The organism is Streptomyces sp. NBC_01261, assembly GCF_036226385.1.
Lineage (GTDB): Bacteria > Actinomycetota > Actinomycetes > Streptomycetales > Streptomycetaceae > Streptomyces.
This window is the reverse complement of record NZ_CP108463.1, coordinates 3,335,571-3,351,422: the sequence shown is the minus strand read 5'-3', so window position 1 is coordinate 3,351,422 and position 15,852 is coordinate 3,335,571. Positions and strand designations below refer to the sequence as shown.

The following is a 15,852-nucleotide window of genomic DNA, read 5'->3' as shown; positions in this document are numbered from 1 at the left end:
ATTCCGGTGTGAGACGGGTAAGAAGGCCTCGTTGTGGCCCAAATAGGGCAAACTCGAACGGCATTGTTCAACTCGCCGTGGCCATCAGTTCATTCAGTAAACATCGCGCACATACCGCTTAGCCGCCGCCAGTTGCTTCACGTACGCGGCAGCCTCGTCCTCGTCCAGCCCGCCGTGCGCGACCGCGATGTCACGCAGCGCGCGATCCACGTCCTTCGCCATCCGCGAGGCGTCCCCGCACACATAGAAGTGGGCACCCTCCCGCAACCAGTGCCACAACTCCGGCCCGTGCTCCCGCATCCGGTCCTGCACGTACACCTTCGCCCGCTGGTCCCGGGAGAACGCCGTGTCCAGCCGGGTGAGCGAACCCTCGTCCAACAACCCCGTCAACTCCTCCTCGTAGTAGAAGTCCGTCCCGCGATGCTGCTCCCCGAAGAACAGCCAGTTCGGCGCGGGATGCCCGAGCGCGCGCCGCTCCTGAAGGAACCCGACGAACGGCGCGACACCGGTGCCGGGCCCGACCATCACCATCGGTGTCGCGGGATCGGCGGGCGGCCGGAAGTGCGGCGAGCGCTGCACGAACACCGGCACTTCGGTCCCCGCCCCCGCCCCGGCGTCGGCATCGGCGAGGAACGGCGAGCAGACCCCGCCGCGCGGGCGCCCGTTGAGCCCCTCGTACCGCACCACCGACACCGTCAGCGAGACGCTGTGCGGGTCGACGAGCGGACTGGACGAGATCGAGTACAGCCGCGGCTGAAGCCTCTTGAGCACCCCGGCCCACTCCTCGGCCCCCGCCTTCACCGGATACTCGCCCAGCACATCCACCGCCTGCCGCCCCCAACTCCACTGCGCCAGCCGGTCCTTGTTGTCGGCCCGCAGCAGCCCGCGCAACTCCCGCTCGTCCCGCGCCCGTTCGGCCACGAAGCGCAGCAGGTCCGGAGTGATCCGGGTGATGTCCAACTGCCGCTGGAGCGCCTCGGCGAAGGGAAGCTCTCCAAGACCCGCCAGTTCTACGACCGTTGCGGCGTCGGTGCCGGTGGCGGTGAGCCATTCGTGCACCAGGGAGGGCGAGTTGACCGGCCGCACACCGAGTGCGTCACCGGTCTCGTACGTGAGGTCGGTGCCGCTGGTGTCGAAGGTGAAGCGGCGGACCTCCTTGCCCGCGCCGGGGCGGCTGAGCAGGCGGTTGCCGACGAGCCGGGCGGCGACGGGGGCGGGCTTGGTGACCCGGGGTGGTGCTGTCGGGGCTTCGGTGTCGGTGCCGAGCGCCGTGATGACCTGACCCAGCCAGGCGTCCGCCGACGGCTCGAAGTCAGGCTCGCAGTCCGTACGCGGGGCCAGCCGCACCCCGCCCAACTCGTCGAGCCGGGCGTCCAGTCGGCGCCCGTGCCCGCAGAAGTCGTCGTACGACGAGTCGCCCAGGGCGAGCACCGCGAACCGCACTCCGTCCAGCCGTGGTGCCTGTTCGCCGGCGAGCGTGTCCCAGAAGCCGGAGCCGTTGTCGGGGGCGTCGCCGTCGCCGAACGTGCTGGTGATGAAGAGGAGATCGGCGTCGGCGGGGAACGTGCCGGCGTCGGCCTGGTCCATGCCGAGCAGGGTCGTCCGGTGCCCCGCCGAGCCCAGCCGTTCGGCGGTGGCCGTCGCCAGCTCCTCGGCGTTGCCGGTCTGCGAGGCCCACAGGACGACGATCTGCCGCCCGGGGCGCGGCGGTTGCGCGGGAGCGGCCGTGGACCTCGAATACATCCCGGCGAGAACTCCGTTGACCCACAAGGCGTGTTCGGCGCCGAAGGGCGCGTCCGGCGGAAGCGTCGGGACTCCCGGGGCGCCGGATTCGATGCCCGCGAGGAAGCCGGTCAGGTAGAGGCGTTCGCGTGCGGTGAGGACGGGCGGCGGGACGGGATCGAGTCCGAAGGGATTCCCGGCCGGGGTGGTGGCGGCCGGCGCGACGACCTCCGGCTGTGCCGGTGGAGCGCTCGCCACCTTCGTCAGCGCCACCGCGCACACCTTGAACTCCGGCTGGAACGACACCGGATCCACCGCGTCGCTCGTCACCGCGTTGACGCTCAGATACTCGCCGAAGAGGTCGTTCCAGTGGAACGGCGCGAAACAGTTCCCCGGCCGCACCCGGTCGGTCACCACGGCCGGCAGCACCGCCCGCCCCCGCCGCGAAGCGACCTCCACCGAGTCGCCCTCAGCGATCCCCAACTCCCGCGCGTCCAGCGGATGCAGCTCCACGAAGGGTCCGGGGTTCAACTTGTTGAGCTTGGCGACCCTGCCGGTTTTCGTGAGCGTGTGCCACTGGTGCTGCAACCGCCCGGTGTTCAGCACGAACGGGTAGTCGTCGTCGGGCAGTTCGGCGGCCGGCAGGTGCGGGCGGGCGTGAAAGACGGCTCGGCCACTGGCAGTCGGGAAGCGCAGCTCGCCCCCGCCCACGTACCGGATGGGGTTGCGGTCCGGGCCGTCCTCCTCCGCCGACGGCCACTGCACCGGCGTGGACCGCAGCCTCTCGTACGTCACCCCACGCAGATCCCAGCCGGTCACCGGGTTCCAGAACTGCCGTATCTCCTCGAAGACCTGCTCGGCGCTGTCGTAGGAGAAGCCCTTCTCGTAGCCCATCGCGCAGGCCACGGACGCGATGATCCGCCAGTCGGGCATCGCCTCGCCGGGTGGGGCGACGACGGGGCGGGCCAGCGTGAGGGTGCGTTCGCTGTTGACGAGGACGCCCTCGGACTCGGTCCACAGCGCGCCGGGGAGGACGACGTCGGCGTAGGCGTTGGTCTCGGTGTCGGTGAAGACGTCCTGGGTGACGACGAACTCGGCTGTTTCCAGGCCCTCGATGACGGTGCGTCGGTTGGCGACGGAGGCGACCGGGTTGGTGCAGATGATCCAGCAGGCCTTGATGTCGCCGTCGGCCATCTTCCGGAACATCTCCACGGTCCCTCGGCCGACGCCGTCCCCGCGGATGGTGTCGGGCGGCAGACCCCACACCTCCTCGGTGAACTCCCGTTCCGCGTCGACCAGTACGGACCGCTGGCCCGGCAACCCCGGCCCCATGTAGCCCATTTCACGGCCGCCCATCGCGTTCGGCTGGCCGGTGAGGGAGAACGGGCCGCTGCCGGGGCGGCAGATGGCGCCGGTCGCGAGATGCAGGTTGACCAGGGCGTTGGTGTTCCAGGTGCCGTGAGTGGACTGGTTGAGGCCCATCGTCCAGCAGCTCATCCACTCGCCCGCCTCGCCGATCAGCCGGGCCGCCGTACGGATGTCGTCCTCGGCGAGACCGGTGAGGGCGGCGACGGCGTCCGGCGCGTAGTCGGCGAGGAACGCGGGCAGCGCCTCCCAGCCCTCGGTGTGCGCGGCGATGAACTCCGGGTCGGTGTGTCCGTTCTCGTGCAGCAGCCTCAACAGCCCGTTGAGCAGGGCGAGATCGGTGCCGGGTGCGATCTGCAGGAAGAGGTCCGCCTTCGCCGCCGTGGCCGTCCGGCGCGGGTCGACGACGATCAACCTGGCGCCCGCCTTGACCCGTTCCATCATCCGCAGGAAGAGAATCGGATGGCAGTCGGCCATGTTGGAGCCGATGACCAGGAACACGTCCGCGCGCTCGAAGTCCTCGTACGACCCCGGCGGCCCGTCCGCGCCCAGCGACGACTTGTAACCGGCGCCCGCACTCGCCATGCACAGCCGGGAGTTGGACTCGATCTGGTTCGTCCGGACGAACCCCTTGGCCAGCTTGTTCGCCAAGTACTGCGCCTCCAGGCTCATTTGCCCGGAGACGTAGAGGGCGACCGCGTCCGGCCCGTGCTCGTCGACGATCCGCCGGAGCCGTCGCGCGGTCTCCGCGATCGCGTCGGCCACGGGTGCCCGCACCAACTCCGCGCCGCGCTCGCCCCGCACGAGCGCCCCGGTCAGCCGGCCCGGCGCGGCGAGCATCTCGGCCGTGGTGGCGCCCTTGGTGCAGAGCCGGCCGCCGTTCGCCGGGTGCGCCTTGTCGCCGGACGCCCTGAGGACCGTAGGACTGCCGTCGGGGCCCGCGCCGACGTCGAGCAGCATGCCGCAGCCCACACCGCAGTACGAGCAGACCGTCCGTACCTGTCGCGTGGGGGGCTTCGTCATGCCGTAGACCGTACGAATTGCCCGTTACGCCGAGGTCACGCGGCCCGATCATGAGGGGTTACGCCCGGTGCACAACCGGGCGGGGTCCACTGTGAGATGCGGCCCGATCTTGTCGCGGAGTGTGTCGCAGTTGGGCTGAACGGGTGACAGTGCGCAACAATTGGCGGATGCAGACTGCCAGCGCGACCCAGGACGGAGCATGCCGGTGAACAGCCACGATGTCACCGACGAACAGTGGGAAGGGCTCGCCCAGGTAGTGCCGCTGCGGGGGCGCGACGCCTGGCCGTCCGCCGTGGGCCACCGTTCGATACCCGAGGCCCGGACCGAGCCGCGCCGCCGCTTCGTCGTCCTCCGGGTGAACGTGTTCGGGGACGCCCGCGAGGTCGCGGAGACCCTGATGGCGGGCATCCCGGTGCTGCTCGACCTCACCGGCGCGGAGACGGAAGTCGCCAAGCGGGTGCTGGACTTCAGCACGGGCGTCGTCTTCGGCCTGGCCAGCGGGATGACCCGCGTCGACCGGAACGTGTTCCTGCTCACCCCGCCGGGGACCGAGGTGCAGGGGCTGATGGAGGGCGCGGGGGTCCCGGGCGTGTGAGATCCCGGGCGACGGGAGAGGCAGGGCCGGTCCCTCGATCGTAGGAAGGTCTCGGGGGCGGAACGGTTCGCCTGCCGGCGGAGGCCTACGGTCCGGATATGACCGTGTCAGCACAGTCGCCCCAGCCGTCCGGCTCCTCCCGGTTCAGCACGCCGCCCGCGTCCTCCCGGTCGTCCGAGTCCGTGCCGCCGCAGGGGCGGTCGCCCGAAGCCGGCTCGCGCCGGACCCGGCCCGCGCCGGAGTCGTCGGCCGGCGTCGCCCCGCCGTCGTCGCGGACGCCCGAGTCGACGGACCCCGGGCGCGTCGAGGCGCACCCCGACCGGCCGCACCTCACCGAACTGCGCCTGTCGGCGTTCGCCACGCACCGGGGCGCCGGGTTCCCGCTCGGGTCGCTCACCCTCTTCACCGGGCCCAGCGGCTGCGGCAAGACGAGTGCGCTGCGGGCGTACGAGGCACTCGCGCGGCTCGGCGGCGGGAGCGAGGTGGGCGAGGTCTTCCCGGACCCGGTCGCCTGCGTCCCGGAACGGGCCCGGCCCGACGCCCAGCGCCGACGCGGATTCCGTATCGGCTGTACGGCGGACGGGCCCGAGGGCCCGGTACGGCTCGACGTCGCCGTGCAGGCCGAGCCCGAACTGCGCATCGTGGGCGAGCGGTTGACGTCGGGCGGCCTGGTCCTCCTGGAGACCGCGCTGCGCGACCCGTCCCGCCGTTTCGTGCAGGCCGCCTGGCATACGGCGGGTTCGTCGCCGGTCACCCGCGCACCCCTGCCGGACGACCGGCTCGGCACCGCCCTGCTGCCGTTGCGGGTCGCCGGAAAGACCGACGGGCAGCGCCAGGTCCTGGCCGCCGCCGAGCAGATGGTGGTCGCCCTGCGCTCCGTCTTCGCCTGCGATCCGGCACCCGAGCGGATGCGTGATGCCGTGCCGATCGGCGACGGGCGCCTGTCGCGGGACTGCGGCAACCTCGCCGACGTGCTGTGGCGCACCCGGTCCGAGTGCGGGCGCCGGCACGGGCAGCTCGTCACGGCGGTGCGCACGGGGTGTGCCGGGCCGGTGGTGGACGTCCTCGCGGAACCCCTGACCGACGGCATGCTCCGCGCGGTGCTCGACCGGGGCGACGGCCTGCGCACCGCCTTCGAGCGGCTCGGTGACGGCGAACTCCGTTACACGGCAATGGCGTTGGTGCTCCTCACCGGCCCCGGGGTGCTGGAGGTCGACCCGCCCGGCGAGGTCCCGGCCGCGATGCAGACGCTCACCGTCCTCGCCGATGGCCTCGACCGGGGAGTGGACGTACGGCAACGGGCCGAACTGCTGCGGCTCGCGGCGCGGATGTGCGAGCGCGGGCACATCCGGCTGGTCGGCGCCGTGAGCGACGCGTCCTGGGCGACTCGGATCGACGGCGTCACGGTGGTAGACCTGGACCCGTGACAGAACATCTCGACGTGGCGAAACTGCAGCGCAGACTGGCCGAGTTCGCGGCCACGCGGAACTGGCAGCCCTACCACACCCCCAAGAACCTCGTCTCCGCGCTCAGTGTGGAGGCCTCCGAACTCGTCGAGATCTTCCAGTGGTTGACCCCCGAGGAGTCGACACGGGTGATGGACGACCCGGACAGCGCGCACCGGGTACGGGACGAAGTCGCCGACGTCCTCGCGTACTTGCTCCAACTGTGCGAGGTGCTCGGCATCGATCCGCTCGCGGCGCTGGACGCGAAGATCGACCGGAACGAGGGCAGGTTCCCGGCGCCGTAGCCGACAACTCGTAGTCGTAGCCGACCGTTTGTTGGAGTCGGAGCGTCCATTTTCACTCTCCGGAGTCGTTCATCTGTCCGCAACCGATTTGTTGTCCACAGATTTCCGCCTTCCTCTGGCTTTTCGTCTCAGGGACTCTCACTCTGGGTAGTGGACAGGGGAGTTCGGGCGGACGTGCGAACAGCGCGTCGGGACAGGACAGGGGCAGCGCATGGACGCGATGCGGCTCATCGTGACGAGCAGGCGCGCCCTGGCCGGAAGCGGTGGCGTGCCGGAGACCCTGACGGAGGTGTGGCAGGCGCAGGCGCTCGCCCAGGCGATAGGCAGCCGCCTCGCCGTCTTCGGACCACCCGAACTGCGGGGCGAGGCACTGGGGTTGACCGAGCTGGCGGGCCGGGGCTGCGGAGTCCTCGACACCCCGGTGCTCGCCATCGAGGACTTACGCGCGGCCCAGCTCACGGAGTTGGGCGACGCCCGCCTCGCCCTGCTGTGCCTGGGCGGGCTGCTCGGCGAGGTCGGTATCGCCCTCGTCGGCATCGCCTGCGCGGCGGACGACGAGGGGACGTACTGGCAGTGCATGGAGGCGATCGACGCGGCGGACGAGTCGCGGGACCGGGTGCTGGAGATGCTGCGCAGACTCGCGGACCGGGAAGCCGCGGCGATACCGGAGCGGGAGGCGGGGTGACGCTGCGGGGGAGCGCCGTGGTGGGTGCGGTTTGTAGGGTCTGCGCGACGCCGTCGTGGCTGGTCGCGCAGTTCCCCGCGCCCCTTTAAGGGCGCTTCACGCGATCCGTGTCGTCCATCGACGTCGACTGCAGGTCCGCGTTCAGGGCGGACAGGTCCGCGTTCAGGGACGCCATCAGCTCTTCCATCTGCTGCAACAACCCCTTGGGTTGTGCAGGTCCGCCCTGCTGCGGCACGGCTTCTTCGGACATGACGGCCTCCTCGGCCCGTGGCCTCCCCGGCGAGGAGGAGGCGGGAATCCGGGCGGTCCGGCTCCGCCCGAGCCAACGATCATCGACGGGGCCGGTCACTGGCGCGGGCGCCCCCCGTGCGCACGGTTGACGCAATTTCACCCGACCGGGCACCAGATGGGCCGTAGGGACCGATGGGGTTGACCGGGACCCGAGCGTGCAGGATGGAACCATGGATCTGCGCATCTTCACCGAGCCCCAGCAGGGGGCGACCTACGACACCTTGCTCGCCGTGGCCAAGGCCACCGAGGATCTCGGCTTCGACGCCTTCTTCCGCTCCGACCACTACCTCGCCATGGGTTCCGGCGACGGCCTCCCCGGCCCCACCGACGCCTGGATCACCCTGGCCGGTCTCGCCCGCGAGACCAAGCGCATCCGGCTGGGCACCCTGATGACGGCCGGCACCTTCCGCCTCCCCGGTGTCCTCGCCATCCAGGTCGCGCAGGTCGACCAGATGTCGGGCGGCCGGGTCGAACTCGGCCTGGGCGCGGGCTGGTTCGAGCAGGAGCACACGGCGTACGGCATCCCGTTCCCGAAGGAGAAGTTCGCGCGCCTGGAGGAGCAGCTGGCGATCGTCACCGGCCTGTGGGCGACCGGGCCCGGCGACACCTTCGACTTCCACGGCACGCACTACGACCTCACCGACTCGCCCGCGCTGCCCAAGCCCGCGCAGGCGAGGATCCCCGTGCTGATCGGCGGCCACGGCGCGAGCCGTACCCCGAGGCTGACGGCGCAGTTCGCCGACGAGTTCAACATGCCGTTCGCCTCGATCGAGGACAGCGAGCGGCAGTTCGGCCGGGTCCGCGCCGCCGCCGAGGCGGTCGGCCGCAAGGCCGACGACCTCACCTACTCCAACGCCCTCGTGGTCTGCGTCGGCAAGGACGACCAGGAAGTCGCCCGCCGCGCCGCCGTGATCGGCCGCGAGGTCGACGAACTCAAGGAGAACGGCCTGGCGGGTACCCCGTCCGAGGTCGTCGACAAGATCGGCCGCTACGCCGGGATCGGCGCCGAGCGCATCTACCTCCAGGTCCTCGACCTCTCCGACCTGGACCACCTGGAGCTGATCTCGGCCCAGGTGCAGACGCAGCTGTCGTAGGCCCAGGAGCAGTGCCGTGTGGGCGGGGTGCGTCGACCCCGCCCGCCGCACGACCGGCGTGTTGCCGGGCCGCCGTGCCTAACTCCGTGCCCCCGCCGCCTCGTTGGCCGCCGCAGGCACCCCCGCATCCACCGGGACCCGTCGCCCCGGCAGGAACGCGGCCAGCACCAGCGCCGCGAGCGAGGCCGCCGAACCGATGCCCATGATCACGCGGAAGCCGTTGTGGGAGGGCACGGTGAGGGAGCCGAAGCTCGTCGTCATATGGGCCAGGACGACTCCGGCGACGGCGCTGGAGGCGGACGTACCGATGGACCGCATCAGGCTGTTGAGGCTGTTCGCGGCGGCCGTCTCGGACAGCGGCACGGCGCCCATGATGAGCGCGGGCATCGCGCCGTAGGCGAAACCGACGCCCGCGGAGATCACGCAGCACACCACCACGACCTGCCAGACCGCGGCCATCATGACGACCCCCAGCCCGTAACCGGCGGCCACGATGAGCGCGCCCAGCATCAGGGTGACCTTGGGGCCGGCCGTCGCCGAGATCCGGGCGGAGAGCGGTGCGGTCGCCATCATCACCAGGCCGGACGGGCCGAGCGCGAGCCCCGCCGCGAGCACGGTCTGGCCGAGGCCGTAGCCGGTGGACGTGGGCAGTTGGAGCAGTTGCGGTACGGCGAGCGACATCGCGAACATGGCGAAGCCGAACACCACGGACGCGAGGTTGGTGAGGAGGACCTGGCGGCGCGCGGTGGTGCGCAGATCGACCAGCGGCCGTACGGTACGCAGTTCCCACCAGCCCCACACCAGCAGCACCACGACTGCCATGGCGAGCAGGCCCGTTGTCGTGCCGCTGCCCCAACCCCAGTCCGCACCCTTGGAGATGGCGAGCAGCAGACACACCAGACCGATCGACATCCCGACGCCGCCGACCACGTCGAACCGGCCGCCGCTGCGCACCGCCGACTCCGGGACGAGCGTCACCACGAGCGCGGCCACCACGGCACCGAGCACCGCCGCCGTCCAGAACAGCACGTGCCAGTCCGCCTTCTCGGCGATGAACGCGGCCGTCGGCAGCCCGAGCGCACCGCCCACACCCAGCGACGCGCTCATCAACGCCGTTGCCGATCCCAGCCGTTCGGGCGGGAGTTCGTCGCGCATGATGCTGATGCCGAGCGGGATGACGGCCATCGAGACGCCCTGGAACGTGCGCCCGACGATCATCGGCACGAGCGTGTCGCTGAGCGCGCCGATCACGGACCCGACGATCAGCAGCACCAGGCTGAGCAGCAGCATCCGCCGCTTGCCGTACATGTCCCCGAGCCGCCCCACGACCGGGTTGGCGACGGCACCGGCGAGCAGGGTCGCGGTGATCGTCCAAGTGGCGTCGGACGGTGAGGAGTTCAGCAGCTTGGGGAGTTCGGGCACGATCGGGATGATCAGCGTCTGCATCAGCGAGACGGTGATCCCGCCGAGGGCCAGGACCCAGACGACGGCGCCGGAGCGCGACGGTCCGACCCCCTCGACGGGAACGGGTGGGGAGGGGGAGCTGGACGCGGACATGGCGAAGCCTCCGGCTGATGCGTGCTGGTGCGTGCGACACGGGGCTGAACGAAACGAGTCTGGCATGTTTTTCGTATGACGTACGCAAAATAGATCGAGGCGGGATCGAGAACTGCCGGAGCGGTAGCCTTCCCCTGTCCGGGCACGGCTGTCGCGGACGGAGAGGTACAGCGGATGACGCAGGTGGCGACGGATTCCGGCCGCAGGGGCAGGGGGCGCCCGCCCCGGCTGTCGCGGGAGCGGATCGTCGAGGGCGCGGTCGAGGTACTGCTCGCCGAACCGGCCGTCTCCCTCACCATCAAGCGCGTGGCCGACGTCGTCGGCGCCGCCCCCATGGCCCTCTACCGCTACTTCCCGGACCGCGACGCACTCCTCCAGGCCACCGCCGACCACGTCCTGGAGGCCATGGAGCGCGCCCCCATCGCCGACGGCCCCTGGCCGGACCGCCTCCGCGCCTGGATGCGGGCGGCCCAGGCCAACCTCCGCCCCTACCCGCAGCTCATGCCGTACATGACGACCACCCGGCACCCCGCCTGGCTCCCCGGCCTGACCCGCCTCCGCGAGATCCTCACCCCGGCCGGCCTCTCCGCCGAGGACCTGGCCCTCGCCGTGGCCCTCATCTCCTCGACGATGCTCGGCCACGCCGTCTACGAGGGCTACCGCAGACCCGACGAGGAGATGACGGCCCTGCTCGACGAACTCCCCGGCCCCGACCCCACGGCGGACGCCCTGCGCCCTCTCCTCGCCGGGCTGCCCGCCGCCCACGCGCGTCTCTACGACACGATCCTCGACCAGACGGTCACGACGGTGGAGCGGCTGGCGGGCGGGGCGTCGGTCCGAGATCGGCGGGTCGTTCCGCCCTGCGGGTAAGGGGACTTGGGCGGTCGGCGTACCGTACGGTGCGGTTGCAGGACCGGGACGGGGTGGGGGAGGGCGTGTGAGCGAGCAGTTCGGTGGGCGTGGCGCTGTCGCGGATGCCGGAGCGGCGGCGGGCGGCGCGATGGTGGTGGTCGAGGATCTGCGCCGCACCTACGGCAGTGGCGACACGGCTGTTCATGCCCTGCGTGGCGTCTCCTTCAGCGTGCCGCGCGGTGAACTCGTCGCACTCCGGGGGCGATCCGGGTCCGGGAAGACCACCGTGCTCAATCTGGTCGGCGGGCTCGACACTCCGGACGGCGGCCGGATCACCCTGGACGGCACGGACTTGGCCGGGCTCGGTGACGACGGGCTGCTGGCACTGCGCCGGGACCGGATCGGCTTCGTCTTCCAGTCCTTCGGGCTCATCCCGATCCTGACCGCCGCCGAGAACGTCGGGGTGCCGCTGCGCCTGCGGAAGGCCCCGACCCGTGAACGCGAGGCCCGCGTCGACCTGTTGCTGTCCCTGGTCGGCCTCTCCGACCACGCGGACCAGCGTCCCGGCGAGCTGTCCGGCGGCCAGCAGCAGCGGGTCGCGATCGCCCGCGCGCTCGCCAACAACCCGGCCCTGATCATCGCCGACGAACCCACCGGCCAGCTCGACGCGGACACCGGTCTCACCGTGATGGATCTGCTGCGCGCGGTCGTCCGCAGCGAGTCGGTCACCGCGCTCGTCGCCACGCACGACACGCAACTCCTCGCGCTGGCCGACCGGGTGCTCGAACTTCGGGACGGGCGGATCGTCGAGGACGACTGACCGCGTCGTCGGTCTTCCGCACTACCCTGGCGGCTGTCCGACATCCTCATCGGCAACCGCAGACTTCATTTCATCTCCTCTCATCTCCTCGGGGGACCGTGTGGCAGTTCATCAACAGCCCACCGGGGCACCGGACTTGGACGAGCTGCGTCGGCGGGCCGCCGAGGCCGCGGTGCCGCGACGCGAGGAGGGGCTGGTCGTCTGCGAGAACCTGGTGCGGATCTACCAGACCGAGGGCGTCGAGGTACAGGCCCTCCAGGGGCTCGATCTGGCCGTGGCCCAGGGCGAGATGATCGCGGTGATCGGGGCGTCCGGTTCCGGTAAGTCCACCCTGCTGGGCATCCTCTCCGGCCAGGACGTGCCGACCGCGGGTGCGGCCGAGGTCGCCGGGCACGACCTGTTGGCGATGAAGCGCCGCGAACGGCTCGACTACCGTCGTGGGACCGTGGGTTTCGTCTGGCAGCAGACCTCCCGGAATCTGCTGCCGTACCTCTCGGCGGCCGAGAACGTGATGCTTCCGATGACGTACACCGGGATCAAGCGCTCCCAACGCCGGGCGCGCGCCGAGGAGTTGCTCGATCTGCTGTCCGTCGGCCACTGCCGGGACCGTACGCCCGACACGCTCTCCGGCGGTGAGCAGCAGCGGGTCGCGGTCGCCGTGGCCAATGCCAACGAGCCCCGGGTGCTCTTCGCCGACGAACCCACCGGCGAACTCGACACCGCCACCAGCGACGAGGTCTTCGCCGCGCTGCGCCGGGCCAACGAGGAGTTGGGCGTCACCGTGATCGTGGTGACCCACGACGCGCTGGTCTCCGAGCAGGTCCAGCGGACGGTACGGATCCGCAACGGCCGTACGTCCACTGAGGTGTTGCGCCGGGTCGCCACCGGTGAGGACGGTGTCGAGGTGCTCACCGCCGAGGAGTACGCGGTACTGGATGCCAGCGGACGGCTGCAACTGCCGAGCGAGTTCACGGAGCGGCTGCATCTGCGCAAGCGGGTGCGGCTGGCCCTGGAGAGCGACCACATCGGCGTATGGCCCGACGAGGCGGCGCGGCGGGCGAAGTCCGAGGCGGACGGCACGGAGACTGTGCGGTAACCGGCTTTCCCCCAGGGAGTGTTCAGGTCAGCCGAAGCACGGCTCCCAGGCGGCGCCTGCGGGCGAGGACCGTCTCGGTCGCCGCGGCGGCCAGGATCAGTGCGGTCACGCCGGCGACGAGGGCCAGGGTCAGTGAGTAGTCGGTGTGCAGGGCCGGCTGGGCCGGGCCGCCGGTGAACTGTCGTAGGTCCAACGTCCCTGCCAGCAGGCGCGGTTCGAGCAGGCCGAGCAGTGTGCCGCCCACCGCTGAGGCCAGCGCCAGGGGTAGTAGTTGCAGGAAGTGGATCGCCCCGGCCTCCTTGCCGCCGAGTCCGAGTGTGCGCAGGAACGAGGTGGTGCGGCTGCGTTCGTGGGAGGTGAGGGTCAGCTCCAGGGCGAGCGCGAGCAGGCCGGACAGCGCGGCCAGGATCGAACTGGTCGTGTAGACCGTGCCGAGGCCCTGCGTCAGTCCGTCCGCGCGCAGGGTGCTCAGCGCCTCGGTGCGCACGCCGATCCGGGCCAACGGCCCGAGCGCTTTGGCTGCCGCCGAACGCAGTGCCGCAGGGCTGGGGGCGGCGGGTCCGTTGCCCTTGAGGAGCAAGATCGTGCTGCCGGAAGCCTGTTGGGGCAGCAGGTGTTCGGCGGAGGCGGTGGTGATCAGCAGCGGCGTCCCGGCGGGGATCCGCGCCGTGATCGGGCCGAGGAGGGGGTCGCGCAGTTCCGCGGTGGTGAGGGTGCCGACCGGCTTGAGGGTCAGGTTCACCGGCGGTTTCCCCTGGGTCACGACGGTGGTGGTGAAGCCGCCGGTGTGCTCGCTCCCCCGGAGGCCGGGGGAGAGGAAGGACGGCAGCGGGGTGCTTGCGCTGGTCCGGGTTCCCGGCGGGGTGGCCAGGCCGGAGAGGAGGGCGGCGGCCAGCGGTGATTTCGGGGCGATGGCGGTGAGTTGGCGGGGGTCCACGGTGATGACGGCGACCTGGGAGATCACCGCGCCGTCGGTCTGTCCCGCGAGGTCGAGGGTGCGTAGGTGCTGGAGGGCGGTTCGGATGCCGGTGGGGGCGCCGGTCGCCGGGGCAACGGCCTTGGTTGCGGGGGGAGTTACGGCCCCACCCGCACCCCCCGCCGTCCCGGCCGGTGTCACGGTCCCCGCCACGGTTGCGCTCGCGTCCGCGCCAGTGGTCCACGCCGCCCCGGTGGACAGCCCATCGTCGACCGTACGTTGCACCAGGCCCCCGAACACCGCCGTGCCCAGGGTCAACACCAGGACGAACAGGGCCAGTCCGGTCGCCGGGGCGTCATGGGCGGCCCGGGCCGCGCCGACGAAGCCCACCACGCCCCGGCCGCGGCGGCTCTGCCGTAGCACCAGGCGGAGTACGAGCGGGTAGACGCGCAGCAGGATCAGTACGACGGACAGTGCCACCAGTACCGGTACCGCGCCCAGGATTCCGTCGGGGCCCTGTGAGCGGAGCGCGGTCACGCCCGCCGCCGTCGCGAGCAGGACTGTCAGTTCCAGGACCACGCGTCGGCCCACGGCGGTTCTGCGGCGGGTGCGGCGGAGTCGGCCGGGGCGGCGGGGTTCACGGACCGCCAGCCAGGTCATCAGAGGCACCGTCAGCAGCACCACGGCGGTGACGAGGGCGGCGGGCAACGGTTGCGGTGAGCCGGACGTGCCGGTGGGGGCGAGGGTCCGGCCGGTCGCCCAGCCGAGCAGCGCGGCGACCACTACCACCGGCCAGGCCACGGCGCAGCGCAGCAGCACCAGCCGGGCGGTGGACGCGCCCCGTGCGCGCTGCAACCGCAGGTGTGGCCGGCGCCGGCGCAGCAGCAGTCGTACCGCTACGGCGACGGTGGCCAGCGCGACCCCGGCGAGCGCGTCGACGGCGTACGTCGCGAGCGCTCGGGCCTGTCGGTCCTGGGCCGTGAACGTGGTGAGGAGCGGGGTCAGGGAGTCGGTCACCAGCAGGGACTGGGTGGACTGGCCGCCGACCTGGCAACTGATGTCACCGGTGACCCAGTCGCTGCCCTGGCACAGCGCGGCGCTCAGGTCCGCGCTGAAGTGGGACAGCGGGCCGGTCAGTGCGCGGGCCCGGTCGAGCGCGGCCCCGGACAGGTCGGCGCGCAACTGCCAGGTCACCCGGGGGCCGCCCACCCCGGCACCGGCCAACAGGTCGGCGGCATCGCGACCGACGAGGCCGCGGACGGCGAGCACGGTGCCGGTGGAGCGTTCCGCCGGGTAGCGCGAGGGCTGGTCCAGGGTCTCGCGGCCGGTCCAGAAGTCGTCGGTGCTGGCCGTGGTGCGGTAGACGCCGCTGACCACCAACTCCGCTTGTGGCGCGGAGGTTTGTGCCCCCGGCGTCTTGGCGAACTCCAGGCTCAGCCGGCTGCCGGTCCGGACGCCCAGCGCCCGCGCTGTGGCCTGCGACAGGGCGATCTGGGGTGTAGTGGCCAGCGGTGTGTGGTCGGCGGGCGCGTGACCGCTGACATAGCGGAGGTGGGTCCGCGCGGACGGCAGGTAACTGGCCGTCAGTTGGGCGCTGGTGTTCGCCGGGCCCGGCGGGCGGGGTGAGAGCAGGGACGCCGGGTCGTAGTCGTAGCTGCCGCCGCCGGTGAAGGACAGGTACCGCGCGGCGGCGCCGCTGAGCGGGTGGGTGAGGGTGCGGCCGGCGGCGAGCAGGACGGCCATGTCCACGGTGGGCGGTGAGGTGTTGAAGATCTCCGGCGTGGTGCTCAGGCTGATGAGCGGGGCTTGGACCTGCGCGGCATCGACGCGTTGCCGCAGCGCCCGGTCCTCCTGGCGCCCCGCGAGGGCAGGGGCCCAGGCACACAACGCCGTCAGCACCAGGACGAGTACCGCCAGGCAGACCAACATCGGCAGGTCACCACGGGTCTCCTTGCGGATCAGACGCCGGGTGACCGCCGGGCCCTGCTGCACGGGTCGTGCCACCGCCGCGTCCGTGTCCATGGTTCGGGTCACCGTCTGCCCATTCCTGTCGTGCTCGGTCCCATGGGTCGCGTCAACACTGCTT

12 protein-coding genes are annotated in these 15,852 nt (G+C 71.6%); 8 read left to right on the top strand and 4 right to left on the bottom strand.

The window, feature by feature from the left end; all coding sequences use genetic code 11:
- Window positions 1-93 precede the first annotated feature (93 nt).
- Complete coding sequence (locus OG226_RS14325; RefSeq protein WP_329349163.1) at window positions 94-4,110, bottom strand: bifunctional nitrate reductase/sulfite reductase flavoprotein subunit alpha; 4,017 nt, start codon at window positions 4,108-4,110, stop codon at window positions 94-96.
- Between the two features lie 199 nt (window positions 4,111-4,309).
- On the opposite strand from OG226_RS14325, the gene OG226_RS14320 reads away from it, so the two are divergent.
- The 4 genes from OG226_RS14320 (at window position 4,310) to OG226_RS14305 (ending at window position 7,140) form a co-directional block, all read left to right on the top strand.
- A complete protein-coding gene (locus tag OG226_RS14320; RefSeq protein ID WP_328677648.1) occupies window positions 4,310-4,705 on the top strand; it encodes a cell division protein SepF in 396 nt (131 codons plus the stop codon).
- 98 nt (window positions 4,706-4,803) lie between these two features.
- Window positions 4,804-6,132: an ATP-binding protein gene (locus OG226_RS14315; protein ID WP_329349162.1), complete on the top strand. Its 1,329-nt coding sequence runs from the start codon at window positions 4,804-4,806 to the stop codon at window positions 6,130-6,132.
- The gene (locus tag OG226_RS14310) at window positions 6,129-6,455 is read left to right on the top strand and encodes a nucleotide pyrophosphohydrolase (protein WP_328677644.1); all 327 of its coding nucleotides are present in this window, start codon (window positions 6,129-6,131) and stop codon (window positions 6,453-6,455) included. The genes OG226_RS14315 and OG226_RS14310 overlap by 4 nt, the downstream gene beginning before the upstream one ends.
- Before the next feature lie 211 nt (window positions 6,456-6,666).
- Window positions 6,667-7,140, top strand: a complete 474-nt coding sequence (locus OG226_RS14305) for a DUF6099 family protein (protein WP_328677642.1) — start codon at window positions 6,667-6,669, stop codon at window positions 7,138-7,140.
- 85 nt (window positions 7,141-7,225) lie between these two features.
- Here OG226_RS14305 and OG226_RS14300 read toward each other — a convergent pair whose 3' ends face one another.
- Window positions 7,226-7,390 carry a hypothetical protein gene (locus OG226_RS14300; RefSeq protein WP_328677640.1) on the bottom strand — a complete coding sequence of 55 codons (165 nt, stop codon included), beginning with the start codon at window positions 7,388-7,390 and terminating at the stop codon, window positions 7,226-7,228.
- Between the two features lie 211 nt (window positions 7,391-7,601).
- Here OG226_RS14300 and OG226_RS14295 point away from each other — a divergent pair, with 211 nt between their 5' ends.
- Window positions 7,602-8,525, top strand: a complete 924-nt coding sequence (locus OG226_RS14295; RefSeq protein ID WP_329349161.1) for an LLM class F420-dependent oxidoreductase — start codon at window positions 7,602-7,604, stop codon at window positions 8,523-8,525.
- 78 nt (window positions 8,526-8,603) lie between these two features.
- On the opposite strand, the gene OG226_RS14290 is transcribed toward OG226_RS14295, so the two are convergent.
- Window positions 8,604-10,082 (bottom strand): MFS transporter, encoded by a 1,479-nt coding sequence (locus OG226_RS14290; protein ID WP_329349160.1) that lies wholly within the window; start codon window positions 10,080-10,082, stop codon window positions 8,604-8,606.
- 174 nt (window positions 10,083-10,256) lie between these two features.
- Here OG226_RS14290 and OG226_RS14285 point away from each other — a divergent pair, with 174 nt between their 5' ends.
- From OG226_RS14285 to OG226_RS14275, 3 genes are all read left to right on the top strand, one after another.
- Window positions 10,257-10,952 (top strand): TetR/AcrR family transcriptional regulator, encoded by a 696-nt coding sequence (locus OG226_RS14285; RefSeq protein WP_329349159.1) that lies wholly within the window; start codon window positions 10,257-10,259, stop codon window positions 10,950-10,952.
- Window positions 10,953-11,082: 130 nt separating this feature from the next.
- Window positions 11,083-11,754: an ABC transporter ATP-binding protein gene (locus tag OG226_RS14280; RefSeq protein WP_329353388.1), complete on the top strand. Its 672-nt coding sequence runs from the start codon at window positions 11,083-11,085 to the stop codon at window positions 11,752-11,754.
- Window positions 11,755-11,890: 136 nt separating this feature from the next.
- A complete protein-coding gene (locus tag OG226_RS14275; RefSeq protein WP_329353386.1) occupies window positions 11,891-12,850 on the top strand; it encodes an ABC transporter ATP-binding protein in 960 nt (319 codons plus the stop codon).
- A gap of 22 nt (window positions 12,851-12,872) precedes the next feature.
- On the opposite strand, the gene OG226_RS14270 is transcribed toward OG226_RS14275, so the two are convergent.
- Window positions 12,873-15,800 carry a hypothetical protein gene (locus OG226_RS14270; protein ID WP_329349158.1) on the bottom strand — a complete coding sequence of 976 codons (2,928 nt, stop codon included), beginning with the start codon at window positions 15,798-15,800 and terminating at the stop codon, window positions 12,873-12,875.
- Window positions 15,801-15,852: the final 52 nt, after the last annotated feature.